The organism is Pseudomonas sp. A-RE-22, from assembly GCF_019956035.1.
GTDB classification, from domain to species: domain Bacteria; phylum Pseudomonadota; class Gammaproteobacteria; order Pseudomonadales; family Pseudomonadaceae; genus Aquipseudomonas; species Aquipseudomonas brassicacearum.
This window is the reverse complement of record NZ_JAHBCZ010000025.1, coordinates 38,211-54,507: the sequence shown is the minus strand read 5'-3', so window position 1 is coordinate 54,507 and position 16,297 is coordinate 38,211. Positions and strand designations below refer to the sequence as shown.

14 protein-coding genes and 1 pseudogene are annotated in these 16,297 nt (G+C 60.0%); 7 read left to right on the top strand and 8 right to left on the bottom strand.

Features of this window, described 5'->3' with window-relative positions; genetic code table 11:
- Nucleotides 1–4: 4 nt before the first annotated feature.
- A complete protein-coding gene (locus KGA89_RS14440) occupies nucleotides 5–220 on the bottom strand; it encodes a hypothetical protein (RefSeq protein WP_003203002.1) in 216 nt (71 codons plus the stop codon).
- A gap of 234 nt (nucleotides 221–454) precedes the next feature.
- Here KGA89_RS14440 and galU point away from each other — a divergent pair, with 234 nt between their 5' ends.
- From galU to ahpF, 4 genes are all read left to right on the top strand, one after another.
- Nucleotides 455–1,294, top strand: a complete 840-nt coding sequence (gene galU / locus KGA89_RS14435) for a UTP--glucose-1-phosphate uridylyltransferase GalU (RefSeq protein WP_003182953.1) — start codon at nucleotides 455–457, stop codon at nucleotides 1,292–1,294.
- A 353-nt stretch (nucleotides 1,295–1,647) separates the two neighbouring features.
- Nucleotides 1,648–3,006: a glutathione-disulfide reductase gene (gene gorA, locus KGA89_RS14430; protein WP_003203000.1), complete on the top strand. Its 1,359-nt coding sequence runs from the start codon at nucleotides 1,648–1,650 to the stop codon at nucleotides 3,004–3,006.
- Nucleotides 3,007–3,180: 174 nt separating this feature from the next.
- On the top strand, nucleotides 3,181–3,744 hold the full coding sequence (gene ahpC, locus KGA89_RS14425; protein ID WP_003202998.1) for an alkyl hydroperoxide reductase subunit C: 564 nt from the start codon (nucleotides 3,181–3,183) through the stop codon (nucleotides 3,742–3,744).
- A 123-nt stretch (nucleotides 3,745–3,867) separates the two neighbouring features.
- The gene (ahpF, locus tag KGA89_RS14420) at nucleotides 3,868–5,430 is read left to right on the top strand and encodes an alkyl hydroperoxide reductase subunit F (protein ID WP_060613945.1); all 1,563 of its coding nucleotides are present in this window, start codon (nucleotides 3,868–3,870) and stop codon (nucleotides 5,428–5,430) included.
- A 181-nt stretch (nucleotides 5,431–5,611) separates the two neighbouring features.
- Here ahpF and gloA read toward each other — a convergent pair whose 3' ends face one another.
- The gene (gloA, locus tag KGA89_RS14415) at nucleotides 5,612–6,133 is read right to left on the bottom strand and encodes a lactoylglutathione lyase (RefSeq protein WP_013693616.1); all 522 of its coding nucleotides are present in this window, start codon (nucleotides 6,131–6,133) and stop codon (nucleotides 5,612–5,614) included.
- A 194-nt stretch (nucleotides 6,134–6,327) separates the two neighbouring features.
- Between gloA and KGA89_RS14410 the strand changes: the two genes are divergently transcribed.
- Nucleotides 6,328–6,855, top strand: a complete 528-nt coding sequence (locus KGA89_RS14410; protein ID WP_003202993.1) for a DUF4946 domain-containing protein — start codon at nucleotides 6,328–6,330, stop codon at nucleotides 6,853–6,855.
- A gap of 96 nt (nucleotides 6,856–6,951) precedes the next feature.
- Here KGA89_RS14410 and KGA89_RS14405 read toward each other — a convergent pair whose 3' ends face one another.
- The 3 genes and pseudogenes from KGA89_RS14405 to KGA89_RS14395 all read right to left on the bottom strand — a co-directional run bounded on the left by KGA89_RS14405 (nucleotide 6,952) and on the right by KGA89_RS14395 (nucleotide 10,152).
- On the bottom strand, nucleotides 6,952–7,317 hold the full coding sequence (locus KGA89_RS14405) for a histone-like nucleoid-structuring protein, MvaT/MvaU family (RefSeq protein WP_013693615.1): 366 nt from the start codon (nucleotides 7,315–7,317) through the stop codon (nucleotides 6,952–6,954).
- Between the two features lie 211 nt (nucleotides 7,318–7,528).
- A pseudogene (locus KGA89_RS14400) lies at nucleotides 7,529–9,053 on the bottom strand (EAL domain-containing protein).
- A 235-nt stretch (nucleotides 9,054–9,288) separates the two neighbouring features.
- Nucleotides 9,289–10,152: a LysR family transcriptional regulator gene (locus KGA89_RS14395; RefSeq protein ID WP_003202987.1), complete on the bottom strand. Its 864-nt coding sequence runs from the start codon at nucleotides 10,150–10,152 to the stop codon at nucleotides 9,289–9,291.
- A 183-nt stretch (nucleotides 10,153–10,335) separates the two neighbouring features.
- Here KGA89_RS14395 and KGA89_RS14390 point away from each other — a divergent pair, with 183 nt between their 5' ends.
- On the top strand, nucleotides 10,336–11,280 hold the full coding sequence (locus tag KGA89_RS14390; RefSeq protein WP_223471889.1) for a DMT family transporter: 945 nt from the start codon (nucleotides 10,336–10,338) through the stop codon (nucleotides 11,278–11,280).
- A 250-nt stretch (nucleotides 11,281–11,530) separates the two neighbouring features.
- Nucleotides 11,531–12,607, top strand: coding sequence for a 4-hydroxyphenylpyruvate dioxygenase (gene hppD / locus KGA89_RS14385; RefSeq protein ID WP_013693613.1), 1,077 nt, complete (start codon nucleotides 11,531–11,533; stop codon nucleotides 12,605–12,607).
- A gap of 91 nt (nucleotides 12,608–12,698) precedes the next feature.
- On the opposite strand, the gene rarD is transcribed toward hppD, so the two are convergent.
- The 3 genes from rarD to KGA89_RS14370 form a co-directional block, all read right to left on the bottom strand.
- Nucleotides 12,699–13,583, bottom strand: coding sequence for an EamA family transporter RarD (rarD, locus tag KGA89_RS14380; protein ID WP_003202980.1), 885 nt, complete (start codon nucleotides 13,581–13,583; stop codon nucleotides 12,699–12,701).
- Between the two features lie 140 nt (nucleotides 13,584–13,723).
- The gene (locus KGA89_RS14375; RefSeq protein ID WP_223471888.1) at nucleotides 13,724–14,758 is read right to left on the bottom strand and encodes an aldo/keto reductase; all 1,035 of its coding nucleotides are present in this window, start codon (nucleotides 14,756–14,758) and stop codon (nucleotides 13,724–13,726) included.
- 121 nt (nucleotides 14,759–14,879) lie between these two features.
- Nucleotides 14,880–16,190 carry an MFS transporter gene (locus KGA89_RS14370; protein ID WP_003202977.1) on the bottom strand — a complete coding sequence of 437 codons (1,311 nt, stop codon included), beginning with the start codon at nucleotides 16,188–16,190 and terminating at the stop codon, nucleotides 14,880–14,882.
- Between the last annotated feature and the right edge of the window lie 107 nt (nucleotides 16,191–16,297).

Sequence of the window (16,297 nt, the reverse complement as noted above, 5' to 3'; positions counted from 1 at the left end):
CTGGTTACTTCTTGCGGCGGGGGCTGCGGGCGGGGGCGGTGTCGCGTTCTTTCACTGCGGGGGCAGCGCGCTCATCCTGGAATACCGCGGCCACTTCCACCGCCATGGCCTTGCTGGGCAAGGGACCGGCGACCTGCTCGCCGTGGTAGTTGATAATCCACCACTGGCCGTCCTTGCCCTGGCTGACCGAATAACCGTTTGCGTTTCTTGTTGCCGACATCTAGCTGCCTCATTGGCGTGATCAAGGGCACCATGATACGTCAAATGCTCGCAAACAGCGCTCACTGGCGTACAGTGGGTCCGCTGGAGCCATCGAAACGAAAGGCGATTGAACTATCCGCCGTTTTTTATTTCTCTATGATGGCACCGGTTGGCCAGCGCGGGCATTGTAAGGTGCCTGTTGCCTGATTAGACTGCGCCGAAACTCGTACACACCGCCTTTTCAAGGACTTATATGATCAAGAAATGCTTGTTCCCAGCAGCCGGTTACGGTACTCGCTTCCTGCCAGCGACTAAAGCCATGCCCAAAGAAATGCTGCCGGTGGTGAACAAGCCACTGATCCAGTACGGCGTCGAAGAAGCCCTCGATGCGGGCCTGACGGAAATCTCCATCGTCACCGGTCGCGGCAAACGCGCCCTGGAAGACCATTTCGACATCAGCTACGAGCTGGAAAACCAGATCAAGGGCACCGACAAGGAAAAATACCTGGTCGGTATCCGCAAACTGCTGGATGAGTGCTCGTTCTCCTACACTCGCCAGACCGAAATGAAAGGCCTGGGCCATGCGATCCTGACCGGCCGCCCACTGATCGGTGACGAACCGTTCGCCGTGGTCCTGGCGGATGACCTGTGCGTCAACCTCGAAGGCGACGGCGTATTGACCCAGATGGTCAAGCTGTACAAGCAGTTCCGCTGCTCCATCGTGGCGATCCAGGAAGTCGATCCGCAGGAAACCAACAAGTACGGCGTGATTGCCGGCGAAATGATCCGCGACGACATCTACCGCGTCCACAGCATGGTTGAAAAACCAAAACCTGAAGACGCACCGTCGAACCTGGCGATCATCGGTCGCTACATCCTGACCCCAGATATCTTCGACCTGATCGAACAGACCGAGCCAGGCAAGGGCGGCGAGATCCAGATCACCGACGCCCTGATGAAACAGGCCCAGAACGGCTGCGTCATGGCCTACAAGTTCAAGGGCAAGCGTTTCGACTGCGGTGGCGCCGAAGGCTACATCGACGCGACCAACTTCTGCTTCGAGAACTTCTACAAGACGGGCAAGGCTTACTGATAGCCTGCGCCACGCCTTGAAAAAAACGCCCCGACTGGTTCGGGGCGTTTTTTTTGGCTTGGGGAAAAGTCTCTCGCCAATCATCAATCACACAAACAAAACCCTGTGGGATATGAAAAATCCTGAGACCACCCCAAAACAACTGTGGGAGCGAGCTTGCTCGCGATAGCGGTGGGCCAGCCTACACCCATGTTGAATGTGCCGCCGCCATCGCGAGCAAGCTCGCTCCCACATGGATCGGCGTAACTTGAGCGGCCCAACTGGCTTTTCCATTTTCCGCCCCCATAACCATCGCAACGCTGCCTCAGGTGAAAACAGCAGGTATGCTGATGACCTGCCGAAGGAGATAGAAAATGGCCTACGATTTTGACTTGTATGTGGTTGGCGCCGGTTCCGGTGGTGTGCGGGCTGCGCGGTTTGCCGCCGGTTTCGGGGCCAAGGTGGCCGTGGCGGAGAGCCGTTACCTGGGCGGGACCTGCGTGAACGTGGGCTGCGTGCCGAAAAAACTGCTGGTCTACGGCGCGCACTACGCCGAGGACTTCGAACAGGCGTCGGCCTATGGCTGGACGGCGGGCGAGGCGAGTTTCGACTGGGCCACGTTGATCGCCAACAAGGACCGGGAAATCAATCGCCTCAACGGCATCTACCGCAACCTGCTGGTCAACAGCGGCGTCGTGCTGCACGAAGGTCACGCCAGGCTGACCGGGCCCAATGAGGTCGAGATCAACGGCCAGCGCTACACCGCCAGGCACATCCTGATCGCCACGGGCGGTTGGCCGGTGATCCCGGACATTCCGGGGCGCGAGCACGCCATCAGCTCCAACGAGGCGTTCTTTCTCAAGGAACTGCCCAAGCGTGTGATTGTGGTGGGCGGTGGCTACATTGCGGTGGAGTTCGCCGGGATCTTCCACGGCATGGGTGCGCAGACGTCCTTGCTCTATCGCGGTGAGCTGTTCCTGCGCGGCTTTGACGGTGCGGTGCGCAAGCACCTGGCAGAAGAGCTGACCCGCCGTGGCCTGGACCTGCAGTTCAACGCAGACATCAAGTCCATCGAAAAGCTGGACGATGGCAGCCTCAGGGTCGAGCTCAAGGACGGCAAGACGTTGCTCACCGATTGCGTGTTCTACGCCACCGGCCGGCGGCCGATGCTCGACAACCTGGGCCTTGAAACCACCGGTGTCACGCTGGATGAGAAGGGCTTTGTCCAGGTCAACGAAAAATACGAGACCGCTGAACCGTCGATCCTGGCCATTGGCGACGTGATCGGTCGCGTCCAGCTCACCCCCGTTGCCCTGGCCGAAGGCATGGCGGTGGCGCGGCGTCTGTTCAAGCCCGAGCAGTATCGATTGGTGGATTACCGGATGATTCCCACCGCCGTGTTCAGCTTGCCGAACATCGGCACAGTTGGCCTGACCGAAGAGCAGGCCAGGGAGGAGGGGCATGAGGTAGAGATTTTCGAAAGCCGCTTCCGGCCGATGAAGCTGAGCCTGACCGAATGCCAGGAACGCACCCTGATGAAACTGGTGGTGGATGCCCGGACCGACAAGGTGTTGGGATGCCACATGGTCGGGCCGGACGCCGGTGAAATCGTCCAAGGGCTGGCCATCGCACTCAAGGCCGGCGCCACCAAGCGCGACTTCGACGAAACCATCGGCGTGCACCCGACGGCTGCCGAAGAATTCGTGACGATGCGTACGCCCGTCGCCTCCTGACCACCCGACGAACATATGGCGAGCGAGCCGGCTCGCCATATTAAGTTTTCTTCTATCTATTTAGCTGCTGATAGCCAAAACCAATCATTCGCATCAGGTTTGCCAATGAGCCAGCCTGGGGATGAGTGGTTAAGATCCTCTCCATCAACTTTCAACCCTGACGGAGAAACATCGATGCCTATCATCAACAGCCAAGTTAAACCGTTCAACGCTACCGCTTTCAAAAACGGCGAATTCGTCGAAGTATCGGACGCCAACCTGAAAGGCAAATGGTCTGTCGTGTTCTTCTACCCGGCTGACTTCACCTTCGTTTGCCCAACCGAGCTGGAAGACCTGGCCGACAACTACGCCGAGTTCCAGAAGCTGGGCGTCGAGATCTACAGCGTTTCCACCGACACTCACTTTGCCCACGCTGCCTGGCACAACACTTCGCCAGCCATCGGCAAGATCCAGTACACCATGATCGGCGACCCGACCCACGTCATCTCGCGCAACTTCGACGTGCTGATCGAAGAAGTCGGCCTGGCTGACCGCGGTACTTTCGTGATCAACCCTGAAGGCCAGATCAAGATCGTTGAAATCAACGACGGCGGTGTAGGCCGTGACGCTTCCGAGCTGCTGCGCAAGATCAAGGCCGCTCAATACGTTGCTGCTCACCCGGGCGAAGTCTGCCCAGCCAAGTGGAAAGAAGGCGAGGCCACCCTGGCTCCGTCCCTGGACCTGGTCGGCAAGATCTAAGTCTGTGAGTCATCCGAGGGCGATCCGCTCTTAATCAAGTAAGCCGCTTCGCCCCAAAAAACGCCCGGGCGAGATTCGCTCGGGCGTTGTTTTTTCTGAATTCAAAAAATGGAAATCGCCCGTATGTTGGACGCCAATCTTAAAGCTCAGTTGAAGTCATACCTGGAACGGGTCACCCAGCCGATCGAGATCGTCGCCTCCCTCGACGACGGTGCGAAATCCCAGGAAATGCTCGCGTTACTCCAAGACGTTGCCAGTCTTTCCCATCAGATTACCTTGCTCGACAACGGCAGCGATGCGCGCAAGCCTTCGTTTTCGTTGAATCGCCCGGGAGCCGATATCAGCCTGCGTTTTGCTGGCATTCCCATGGGCCACGAATTCACTTCGCTGGTGTTGGCCTTGCTGCAAGTTGGCGGTCACCCTTCGAAGGCCAGTGTCGACGTCATCGAACAGGTCCGCTCCCTCAAGGGCGAGTTCAACTTCGAGACCTATTTCTCGCTGTCGTGCCAGAACTGCCCGGACGTGGTCCAGGCGCTGAACCTGATGGCCGTACTGAATCCAGATATTCGCCACGTTGCCATCGACGGCGCGCTGTTCCAGGCCGAAGTCGATGAACGCCAGATCATGGCCGTGCCGAGTGTGTACCTCAACGGTGTGAACTTCGGCCAGGGTCGCATGGGCCTGGAAGAGATTCTCGCCAAGATCGACACCAGCGGCATCGAACGCCAGGCCGAGAAAATCAGCGCCAAGGACGCCTTTGATGTGCTGGTAGTCGGCGGTGGCCCGGCCGGTGCTTCGGCGGCGATCTACGCGGCCCGTAAAGGCATCCGCACTGGCGTGGCGGCCGAACGTTTCGGCGGCCAGGTGCTCGACACCATGGCCATCGAGAACTTCATCTCGGTCCAGGAAACCGAAGGGCCGAAACTGGCCGTCGCCCTGGAAGAACACGTCAAGCAGTACGATGTGGACATCATGAACCTGCAACGTGCCGACGCCTTGGTGCCTGGCAAAGACGGCGGGCTGCATGAAATCAAGTTCGCCAGCGGTGCGAGCCTCAAGGCCAAGACCGTGATCCTGGCGACCGGTGCCCGCTGGCGCGAAATGAACGTGCCGGGCGAGCAGCAGTATCGCAACAAGGGCGTGGCGTACTGCCCGCACTGCGACGGTCCGCTGTTCAAGGGCAAGCGCGTGGCGGTGATCGGCGGTGGTAACTCCGGCGTCGAGGCGGCCATCGACCTGGCCGGTATCGTCGCCCACGTCACGTTGCTGGAGTTCGATGTGCAATTGCGTGCCGACGCGGTATTGCAGCGCAAACTGCACAGCCTGCCGAACGTGAAGGTGATTACCAACGCCCAGACCACCGAAGTGACTGGAGACGGTCAGAAGGTCAATGGCTTGCGCTACAAGGACCGTCCGAGCGGTGACGTGCGGGATGTGGAGTTGGAGGGGATCTTCGTGCAGATTGGTCTGTTGCCCAACACCGATTGGCTCAAAGGCACTGTCGAGCTGTCACCGCGGGGTGAGATTATCGTCGATGCCCGGGGTGAAACCTCGATCCCTGGCGTGTTCGCCGCCGGTGACGTGACCACCGTGCCGTACAAGCAGATCGTGATTGCCGTAGGCGAGGGCGCCAAGGCTTCGCTGAGTGCTTTCGACCACCTGATCCGTACCTCTGCGCCGGCCTGAACAACCGATAGCGGAAAAAACAAAACCCCATGAGCCTGGCTCATGGGGTTTTGTTTTGGATCACGCATCCCCCTGTGGGAGCGAGCTTGCTCGCGATAGCGGTGGGTCAGCCTGGATCCAGGTTGAATGTGCCGCCGTCATCGCGAGCAAGCTCGCTCCCACAGGGGGACGGTGGAGAGGTTTACAGCGGCGCAGGCTGGATGATTTCAACCCAGTAGCCATCCGGGTCCTTGATGAAGGCCAGGCTTTTCATGCGGCCGTCGTTCAGGCGTTTCTGGAAATCGCAGCCCAGTGCTTCGAAGCGCTCGCAGGCGGCGACGATGTCCGGTACCGAGATGCAGATGTGGCCGAAGCCGCGTGGGTCGGTGTTGCCGTTATGGTAGGCGAAGGCCGGGTCGCTTTCGGTGCCATGGTTGTGGGTCAGTTCCAGGATGCCAGGGATCGACTTCATCCATTCGGTCCGCGCCGCCGCGTCCGCCGGGATCTGGTTCTTGTCCACCAGTGCCAGGAAGTACAGGCTGAACTCGGCTTCCGGGAAGTCGCGTTTCTCCACCAGCGAGAAACCCAGCACGCGGGTGTAGAAGTCCAGGGACCGGGTGATGTCCTTGACTCGCAGCATGGTGTGGTTGAAGACGAACTTGGCCGTGGCGGCATCAGGTTGTGCGGTGACGCCAGGGAAAGTATTGAGTTCGTGCAGGCTCATGGGCCCTCCGGAAATAAGTGGGGCAAACGGCGTCGCAAGCTTGGTTGCGACGGTTCCTGGGCTTGCGTCAGACGGCTTCCTTGCAGGTGCGCCCATGATACGCAAGGGACGCGGTGTCGCCAAACCGCGTGTGGCTATTGCCTGCTTCTGCCTCGGGCTTCAGACTTTACGATTCGCCCTTGAGTGCCAACGCAATGATTCGACCGTTCCTTTCGCTGTTTGTCCTGCTGTTTGCCTGCATTGCGAGTGTCGGCGGCGTCCAGGCGGACGAACCGCAGATCGCCTGGCCCCAAGGCTGGGTTGTCGAGCCACTGCCCGCCGATGCGGCGGCGTCGGGCCCCTTGCGACAACGTGCAACCAAGAGCGATTCGGCAGGCAATGCCGTGATGGTCATGGAATTGACCACGACTACCGTCGAGCCCGATCACCAGGTCAACTTGCAAGGCGTGTTGCTGGAAATGCGCAAGTCGATCCAGAAGGATTTCTTCCAGGGCGGTTACCAAAGTGTGTGCAATAAGATCCATGCTTCCATGTTGGGCGGCGTAACTGCATTGGAAACCACTTGCACGATCACGCAAAACGGACGCCATGTATTGTCTCAGGCACTCGTCGCGGCACTAAATGGGGGCAAGGCTTATGTGCTGTCCTATGCAGGGCAGGCGCAGGTGTTTGTTGAAAGCCAGGATGAAATACAGTCGGTGCGAAACAGTTTGAAACTATAAGGCCGTCAGTGTAATACGCTCGGGATTTAATCCAAAAAGTTTAGCCCATAAAAAAGCCCTGAGTGTATTCAGGGCTTTTTTTCATCATGGACGCTGTCAACCACGCAACCAGGAATCGACGGTAGCTGCACCGTACTGTTCTTTCCAGGCTTTCAGACCGCGGTGATTACCGCCTTTGGTCTCGATCAACTCGCCGGTGTGCGGGTTCTGGTAAACCTTTACCACTCGCGCACGGCGGGTCTTGATGGGTTTGCTCGATTGCAGGCTCGCCTTGGACGGGTTCGGGTCGAGGATCGCGACGATGTCGCGCAGGCTCTTGCCATAGGTTTTCATCAGTCCCTGGAGCTTTTCCTCGAATTCGATTTCCTTCTTGAGCCCGGCATCGTTCTTCAGCGATTCCAACTGCTTGAGCTGTTCTTGAAGGGCCTTTTCGGCTGCACGAAATTCAGCGAGTCTGGACAAAATCGTTACTCCAATCAAAATATTTGGCTGATACCAACCGCAAACAAAGCTATAAGCCGAGCGCCTTGGTGTTAATGACTCTCCTGCTATCTGGCACAGGTAGAAAAATTGTAGTAGTTAATCCGGAAAGTGTAAATCGTAACTTTTTCGTTATGTAACAACAGCAAAAGCTTTTATCAGTTGGGCATCGTCGTCAATAGATCGGCGGCGGTTAACTGCCATTAAGGTCGGTCAAGGTCTCAATGAACGCCTGCCCGCTAATCGGTCGACCAAATAGATAACCCTGTAGAAAGTTCACCCCATGGGCGCTCAGGTAGTCGCTTTGCTCGACGGTTTCGACGCCCTCGGCCACCATGTCCAGGCCCAGCTTGCCCGACAGTTCGATGATGCTGTCGAGCAGGTGCCGTGACAGCGTATCGGCACCGATCATCGCGACAAAACTCTGGTCGATCTTCAAGAAATCCACGTTGAACTGGCGCAAGTACGCCAGGCTGGAATGACCCGTGCCGAAATCGTCGAGGGCAATCTTGACGCCCAGTTCCCGCAGCTGGTCGAACAGTTGCCGGGTAACGGGCGTAGGTTCGATCAGCTCGCAGGGCAATCGCACCCGGCGCGAAGGCGGCGAGAAATTCGCGACAATCGTCCACCAGCGCCAGATCCTGGCAGTGGCGGGCGGTGATGTTGATGCCGACATGAAACGGTGCTTCGAGTTGAGGCGCCAGCGGTGCCAGCAGGTGCATGGTCTGCTGCATCAGCGCCCGGGTCATCGGTACGATCAGGCCGCTGTGTTCGGCGAACGGGATGAACAGGTCCGGGCGAACGAGGCCTTCCTTGGGGTGATTCCAGCGCATCAGCACTTCGACGCCGGCCCAGCGTTTGCTGTCGCTGTGCACGACCGGTTGCAGATAGGGCACGAACTCGCCGGCTTCCAGGGCCCGTTGTAGTTCACGACTGGGCGAGGAGGCGCGTTTTTGCAGCCAGTGCCCGAGGGTCCCGGCCACGACGCCGAAGAAGATCAGCAAGCTGAACAGCGGCGGATATTCCCTGGCCATGTAGCGCCAGGTTTCACCCTCATCGAAGCCGGCTTCTACGTTGAAGGCGTAGCGCGATGAACCCAGCTCGCTTTGGGCGACCGGCAGCCCGGGTATGGGCGCCGGTCGGACCTTGCCGTCCGCCGCCAGCCAGTTCGGCCCGACTTGCAGTCGTAGCCGGGTCTGGCGGCCGATCAAGCGCAAGACGTTCGTCAGGTGGTACCCGTCAAGCGTGGCCAAGGCGCCTTGATGGCCCTCGTTGATCCGGTAAATCAGTAGCGCGGTATCCGGCGTGACCGGGTTGCCGTCCATGAGCCACAAGCTGCCTTGATGGTAGTCGCTCGGGTTGACGCGTTCCTCGAAGGCACCGAACAGCGAGCTGCAATACAGGTTGTTGTCCCAGATAAGGTTGGTCGAACGGACAAAGGGCCGGCGCGTCACTTGTTCGCGTAATGCCAGCTTCACCGCTTCGCAGGGCTGGCCGGCCAGGGGTAATAGTTCATGGGCCGCCAAGGCCGTGTTGTCGAGCATCAGCTCGATCTGCCTGACCAGTTCCTCGGCGGTCTGCCGGGTCTGTTGCGCCAGCGTCCGTTCGGCCTGCATGTACAAAATGGCCAGCCCTGACAGCATCGGTACCAGGCCGCAAAGCAGGGTGACGAGATAGCGACGGGGGCGGGTGTGCGCGCGTGCGGCGGTCAAGGGCATCAGCACAACCTGAGAAGAAAAGGGATGAGGGGGAATCGTCGGATGCCGACCATGATAGATGGCTTGCCGAGTGCTTGCTGACCACAGGGTGACTGTGGGAGCGAGGTCTGTGGGAGCAAGGCTTGCCCGCGATGAACGATCATGCGGTCCACCTGGAGAGCCGAGGTGCCTTCATCGCGAGCAAGCTTTGCTCCCACAGGTTCAGTGCCAGGCTCCCACAGGTTTGATGCCGGGCTCATGACTGCCGGGCCAGCTCGATAAACGCCAGGGTGGCGGGCGAGGCCTGGCGGCTGTCCAGGACTGCCAGGCCAATCTGGCGCGGCACCCGCGGCGACAAGGGGCGCACGACGAAGCCCAGGCTTTCGCCCTCCGGCAACGAACCTTCGGACACCACGCTCACCGCCTCACCGCGCCTGACGATATCCAGGGTGCTGAGCAGTTGCGAACACCGAAAACGCACATTCGGGGTCAGCCGGGCGGCATTGAACAGGCGCGAAACCAGCTCCGATGATCCGGCCTCGGTGTGCACGAAGGGGTCGTTGCACAGGTCCTTGAGGCTCAGGCTGGCCCGGGCGGCGAGGGGATGGTTAGTGGGCAGCAGGGCGACCATCTGATCTTCCATCAGCATGAACGTATCGAAACGCTCCTCGGGCAACACCACGAAGCCGACGTCGATCCGCCGTTCGTCCAGCCACTGGAGGACCTGCCTGTCGGGTCCTTCGTCGATGTGCACTTCGATGCCCGGGTGCAAGTCTCGATAGCGCTGCAGGATACCGGGCAACAGTTTCATCGATGACGTGGGCCCGAACGAGCCGATGCGCAAGGTGCCTCGGCGCATGCCCCGGGCATCGGCGGCTTCCTGGCGCAAGGTGTTGGCCAGCCCGAGCATGGCCCGGGCCCGCAGAAGCAATTGCTGACCAATGTCGCTGAGTTCCACCTGGGACTGATGACGCCTGAGCAATTCAACGCCCAATTCTTGTTCCAGGGATTTGATGGCGTGGGATACCGCTGACTGGCCGATGCCCAGGCGCGTTGCCGCCGCCGTGAACCCCCGCAGCTCGGCGACCAGGGAGAAGATTTCGAGTTGGGTGAGGGTCATGAGGAATTGCTCATTTTACGATGACAAGGCATGAGCCAGATAATGAGGTATCTGACTTGAATCAGGAAGCAGCACAACACCTTTTGGCAAGGTTCCACCCTGTGGGAGCAAGCTTTGCTCCCACAATTAACCACCCTCGCCACAGGTTCTGCGTTCTTCTCATTAGCGTGCGGTGGTGAAACCATGAAAACCCTCGAACAAACCCTCCCAGCCTCGTCGGACCTGCCGGTCTACTTGAAGCTCGCCATGGTCACCATGATCTGGGGCGGGACCTTCGTGGCCGGCCGGATCCTTGCCGATGCCGTGGCGCCGATGTTTGCCGCCAGCCTGCGTTTCCTGTTGGCGAGTCTCGCGCTGCTGGCGTTTCTCGCCCTGGCCGGGATCCCGCTGGCCAGGCCCAGTGTGAAACAGGGGCTGCAATTGGCCGCGCTGGGGTTTTTTGGCATCTTTTTCTACAACCTGTGCTTCTTCTATGGCTTGCAGTACATCAATGCGTCGCGGGCCTCGCTGATCGTGGCCTTGAACCCGGCGGTGATCGGGCTGGCGTCCTGGTGGTTGTTCAAGGAGCGGCTGAGCCGGTTGAAAGTGGCGGGCATCGTGCTCTGCATCGGTGGGGCGGGATTGGTGATCGTCAGTCGTGATCCGTCCTTGTTGCAAGGCGCCGCGCAGGGCTGGATCGGCGATCTGCTGATTTTTGGCTGCGTGCTGGGCTGGGGTATCTATTCGCTGTTTTCGAAAAAACTCAATGACAGCCTCGGCCCCTTGCAGACCGTGACCTGGTCGATTCTGCTGGGCACGCTGATGTTGTGGCTGGCCTGCGCGGCGGCGGGCGAGATTCGTGTCGAAGTCCTGCGCGGCCTGGACGTTGAGCAATGGCTGAGCCTGTTGTACCTCGGCGTGCTGGGCTCGGCCCTGGCCTATATCGCCTGGTATGACGGCATTCGTCGGATCGGTGCGACCCGTTCCGGGGTGTTCATCGCGCTCAATCCGTTGACGGCGGTGCTGCTGGGGGCGCTGCTGCTGGACGAACGGCTCACGGCCTTGATGTGTGTCGGCGGGGGCGTGATCCTGGTGGGGATTTTCCTGTGCAACAAACCCCTTGCGCGGTCGAAGGAAAAGGCGATTTGATACAGAAGGCGGACAAACCTGGTTACGCTGTGTAGAATCGAGTTACGCATATAAGAATAACGTCTTCTGGCAGCAGAAGCCTCGCCCGCAAGAGCCTTGGGTCGACAATGAAGATACTTGGGTTTCAACTGATCTATGGCGATTTCCTCGCCCGCAGCGTTCGTGGCATTTCCTGCGCGCCGCCCCGTGTCCTCAGCATCGCCAGCAACTAACGTTTTTTGTTAATTGACCCGACTGATGAGGCGCCGACATGGCAGATCTATACGAAAACCCCATGGGCCTGATGGGCTTTGAATTCATCGAATTCGCATCCCCGACCCCCAACACCCTGGAGCCGATCTTCGAGATCATGGGTTTCACCAAAGTGGCCACCCACCGCTCCAAGGACGTGCACCTGTATCGCCAGGGCGCGATCAACCTGATCCTCAACAACGAACCCCACAGCGTGGCGTCATACTTTGCCGCCGAGCACGGTCCGTCGGTGTGCGGCATGGCGTTCCGGGTCAAGGATTCGCAAAAGGCCTACAAGCGTGCCCTGGAACTCGGCGCCCAGCCGATCCACATCGAGACCGGCCCGATGGAGCTGAACCTGCCAGCGATCAAAGGCATCGGTGGTGCGCCGCTGTACCTGATCGACCGTTTTGGCGAAGGCAGCTCGATCTATGACATCGACTTCGTGTTCCTCGAGGGCGTTGACCGCAACCCGGTGGGCGCGGGCCTGAAAATCATCGACCACCTGACCCACAACGTCTATCGCGGACGCATGGCCTACTGGGCCGGCTTCTACGAGAAGCTGTTCAACTTCCGCGAGATCCGCTACTTCGACATCAAGGGCGAATACACCGGCCTGACCTCCAAGGCCATGACCGCCCCGGATGGCATGATCCGTATCCCGTTGAACGAAGAATCGTCCAAGGGCGCCGGGCAGATCGAAGAGTTCCTGATGCAGTTCAACGGCGAAGGCATCCAGCACGTGGCCTTCCTCACCGATGACCTGGTCAAGACCTGGGATCACCTGAAAAGCATCGGCATGCGCTTCATGACCGCGCCGCCGGACACCTATTACGAAATGCTCGAAGGCCGCCTGCCGAACCACGGCGAACCGGTGGATGAACTGCAATCGCGGGGCATTCTGCTGGACGGTGCTTCCGAGCAGGGCGACAAGCGCCTGCTGCTGCAGATCTTCTCGGAAACCCTGATGGGGCCGGTGTTCTTCGAATTCATCCAGCGCAAGGGCGACGATGGTTTCGGCGAAGGCAACTTCAAGGCGCTGTTCGAATCCATCGAGCGCGACCAGGTGCGTCGTGGAGTGTTGGCGACCGAGTAAGGCCTGAGCCATGAAAAAGCCCGCCCGGCAGTGATGCCGGGCGGGCTTTTTATTGCCCGACACAGTTCCAAATGTGGGAGCGGTGTAAGGCTCAGGCCCTGCGCTGCTGCCGCACCAAGTGCTTGAACCCTTCGAACACCAGCACCGCCACCGCCATCCAGATGGGGATGTAGGTCAGCCATTCACCGGCCTTGATGCTTTCGCCCAACAGCAGCGCAACGCCCAGCAGCAACACCGGCTCGACATAACTCAACAACCCGAACAGGCTGAACGGCAGCAACCGACTGGCGACGATGTAGGACACCAGCGCGCTGGCACTGATCACCCCGAGCACCGGGATCAGCAGCGACAGCCACGGGTATTGATCGAAAACGTCGAGGCCCTGTTCACCGCTTTGCACGAACCACAGCGCCACGGGCAGCATCAGGGTCATGTCCAGCCAGAGCCCACCCAGGTTGTCGGTCTTGATGCGTTTGCGCAGGATGAAATAGATCGGGTAGCCGATCACCACCAGCAAGGTTGCCCAGGAAAAACCACCCACCTGGTACAACTCGTTGAACACGCCAAGGGTGGCGAAGAACACGGCGACTTTCTGCAGGTAGGAAAGGCGTTCGCCGTAGACGATGCGTCCGGTCAGCACCATCGACAGCGGCAACAGGAAGTACCCCAGCGACACGTCCAGGCTGTAGCCATTGAGCGGCGCCCACATGAACAGCCACAGTTGCGCGCCCATCAGTGCCGACGAGGCTATCGCCGCGATCAACAGCCGTGGCGTGGCGATCAGGCGTTGGATCAGCGCCGTGACCAGTTTCCACTCCCGCGTCACCAGCAGGAATGCGGTCATGCACGGCATCGTCAGCAGCATGCGCCAGCCGAAGATTTCCACGCCTGTCAGCGGTGAGAGCAGCGAGGTGTAGTAGTACATGACGGCGAACAGCGCGGAGGCCGAGACCGATAGAACGATGCCTTTGGACACGGTGATTCTCTTGAGGGCGATCAATCAACACCCTGCCTGTGGCGAGGGTGTTGATGGTGGGAGCAAGGCTTGTGGGAGCAAGCCCTGTGGGAGCAAGGCTTGCCCGCGATAGCCACGCCACGGTTTAACAGTGAACCGCGTTATCGTTCATCGCGGGCAAGCCTTGCTCCCACAGGCACTCGTCCCGGCACGAAATGGCTCACATCGTTGAACCCCGGCGTCGAAGCATGCCCCGGCGTCACCAGCGAATCGATGAACGCTTCATCTTCTGCGCTGATCTTGACCGATTGCGCCTTGGTGTACGAATCCCACTGCTCCTCGGTGCGCGGCCCGACGATGGCCGAGGTCACGGCGCTGTTGTTCAGCACCCAGGCGATGGCGAACTCGACGATGCCCACGCCGCGGCCCTGGGTGTATTGCAGGATCTGCTGGGCAATGCGCAGGGACTCGACCCGCCATTCGGTTTCCAGGATGCGTTTGTCCTGGCGTCCGGCACGGCTGTTGGCGTCCGGCGCCACGTCCGGCGCGTACTTGCCGCTGAGCACGCCTCGGGCCAGGGGGCTGAACGGCACCACGCCGAGGCCGTAGTTCTGTGCCGCGGTGATCTGCTCGGTTTCCGCCTGGCGGTTGACGATGTTGTACAGCGGTTGGCTGATCACCGGCCGGTCGATGCCCAGGCTGTCGGCGATGCGGATCACCTCGGCGATGCGCCAGCCACGGTAGTTCGAAAGGCCCCAGTAGCGGATCTTGCCTTGGCGAATCAAGTCGCCGATGGCCGACACGGTGACGTGCAACGGCGTGTTGTGGTCTTCGCGGTGCAGGTAATAGATGTCCAGGTAATCGGTGCCCAGGCGCGTCAGGCTCGCTTCGATGCCATTGAAGATGTGCTTGCGGCTCAGGCCGCTGCGGTTGGGCATGCCGTCCGGCGGGCCGAAGCCGATCTTGGTGGCCAGCACCCATTCCTGGCGGTGACGGGCGATTGCCTCGCCGACGATTTCCTCGGAACGGCCGTTGGTGTAGACGTCCGCGGTGTCGATGAAATTGATGCCCTGGTCCCAGGCCTTGTCGATGATCCGCAGCGAATCCTCGGTGCTGGTCTGTTCGCCGAACATCATCGTGCCCAGGGTCAGCGTCGAGACTTGCAACCCGGAATGGCCTAGCGTGCGGTAGCTCATGACAAGATCCTTTTATCCATGGGGAAAGATTCAATCAAACCCCAGAACCACCGCACGGATCAAACAGAATTCTCAAACGCCCCAATCAACTGTGGAACTACCTCTGTGGGAAAAAAGGGTGTCAGGCCCTTAGGGTACGGGTCATGCGCAACGCCAGCAGGCTGCCGCAGACAATCACGCCCGCCAACAGGTACAGCGCCGCGTCGGTCGAGCCGGTGGCGTCCTTGACCCAACCCACCAGGTACGGGCTCAGGAATCCCGCCATCTGCCCCATGGAGTTGATCAACGCCAACCCACCGGCCGCCGCGCCCGCGCTGAGCAGGGCCGTGGGCACCGGCCAGAACATCGGCAGGCCGGTGAGGGCGCCCATGGTAGCGATGGACAGGCCGATGATGGCGATGGCCGGGGTGGTGGCGAAGTTGACGGCGATCAGCAGCCCGACGGCGCCCATCAGCATCGGCACGACAAGATGCCAGCGGCGCTCCTTGTGCAGGTCCGCCGAGCGGCCCACCAGCAACATGAACACGGCCGCCAGCAGGTACGGGATTGCACTCAGCCAACCGATCACCAGGTTATCGCCAAAACCCAGGCTCTTGATGATCGACGGCAGCCAGAAGTTGATCGCGTACACGCCGCTCTGGATGCAAAAGTACACCAGGCCGAAGGCCCAGATCGCCGGGTTCTTGAACACCGCCAACAGCGAGTCGGTGGCGGTCTTTGGTTTGTTGGCCAGGTCTTCGGCGTGGTCGGCGGTGAGCACGTCGCGTTCCTGGTCGGTCAGCCATTTGGCGTTGGCGAAGGTGTCGCTGAGCAGGAAGAACGCCAGCGCCCCGAGGATCACCGTCGGAATGCCTTGCAGCAAAAACATCCACTGCCAACCCGCCAGGCCGCCCTGGCCGGCGGCGAAGTGGTTGAGGATCCACCCGGAAAACGGACTGCCCAGCAGGCCGGACACCGGGATGGCCGACATGAACAACGCCATGATCCGGCCCCGTCGGAACGTCGGGAACCATTGCGAGAGATACAGCACCACGCCAGGGAAGAACCCGGCCTCGGCGGCGCCGGTGAACAGCCGCAAGGTATAGAACTCGGTGGGGGTGGTGACGAACAGCAGGCACGTCGACAGGGTGCCCCAGGTGATCATCATCAGCGCGATCCAGCGCCGTGGACCGAACTTGGTCAGGGCCAGGTTGCTTGGCACGCCGCACAGTACGTAGCCGATGAAGAAGATCCCGGCACCGAGGCCGTACACGGTTTCGCTGAATTTCAGGGCGTCGAGCATCTGCAACTTGGCGAAGCCAACGTTGACCCGGTCGAGGTAGTTGAACAGGTAGCAGATGAAAATGAAGGGGATCAAGCGCAGGGTGATGCGCTTGTAGACGGTATTTTTTTCGTCGGGGGTAGCCAGGAGGGCTATTGCGCTCTGGGACATGGCGGGTCTCTCATTATTATGATTTTTGCGAGCCAAGGGGTAACGTTGACCGCCCATTGAGTCTCGGCCAGCCCAGGGGGCCGTGTCTTTGTGCCAGAGCACAGGGT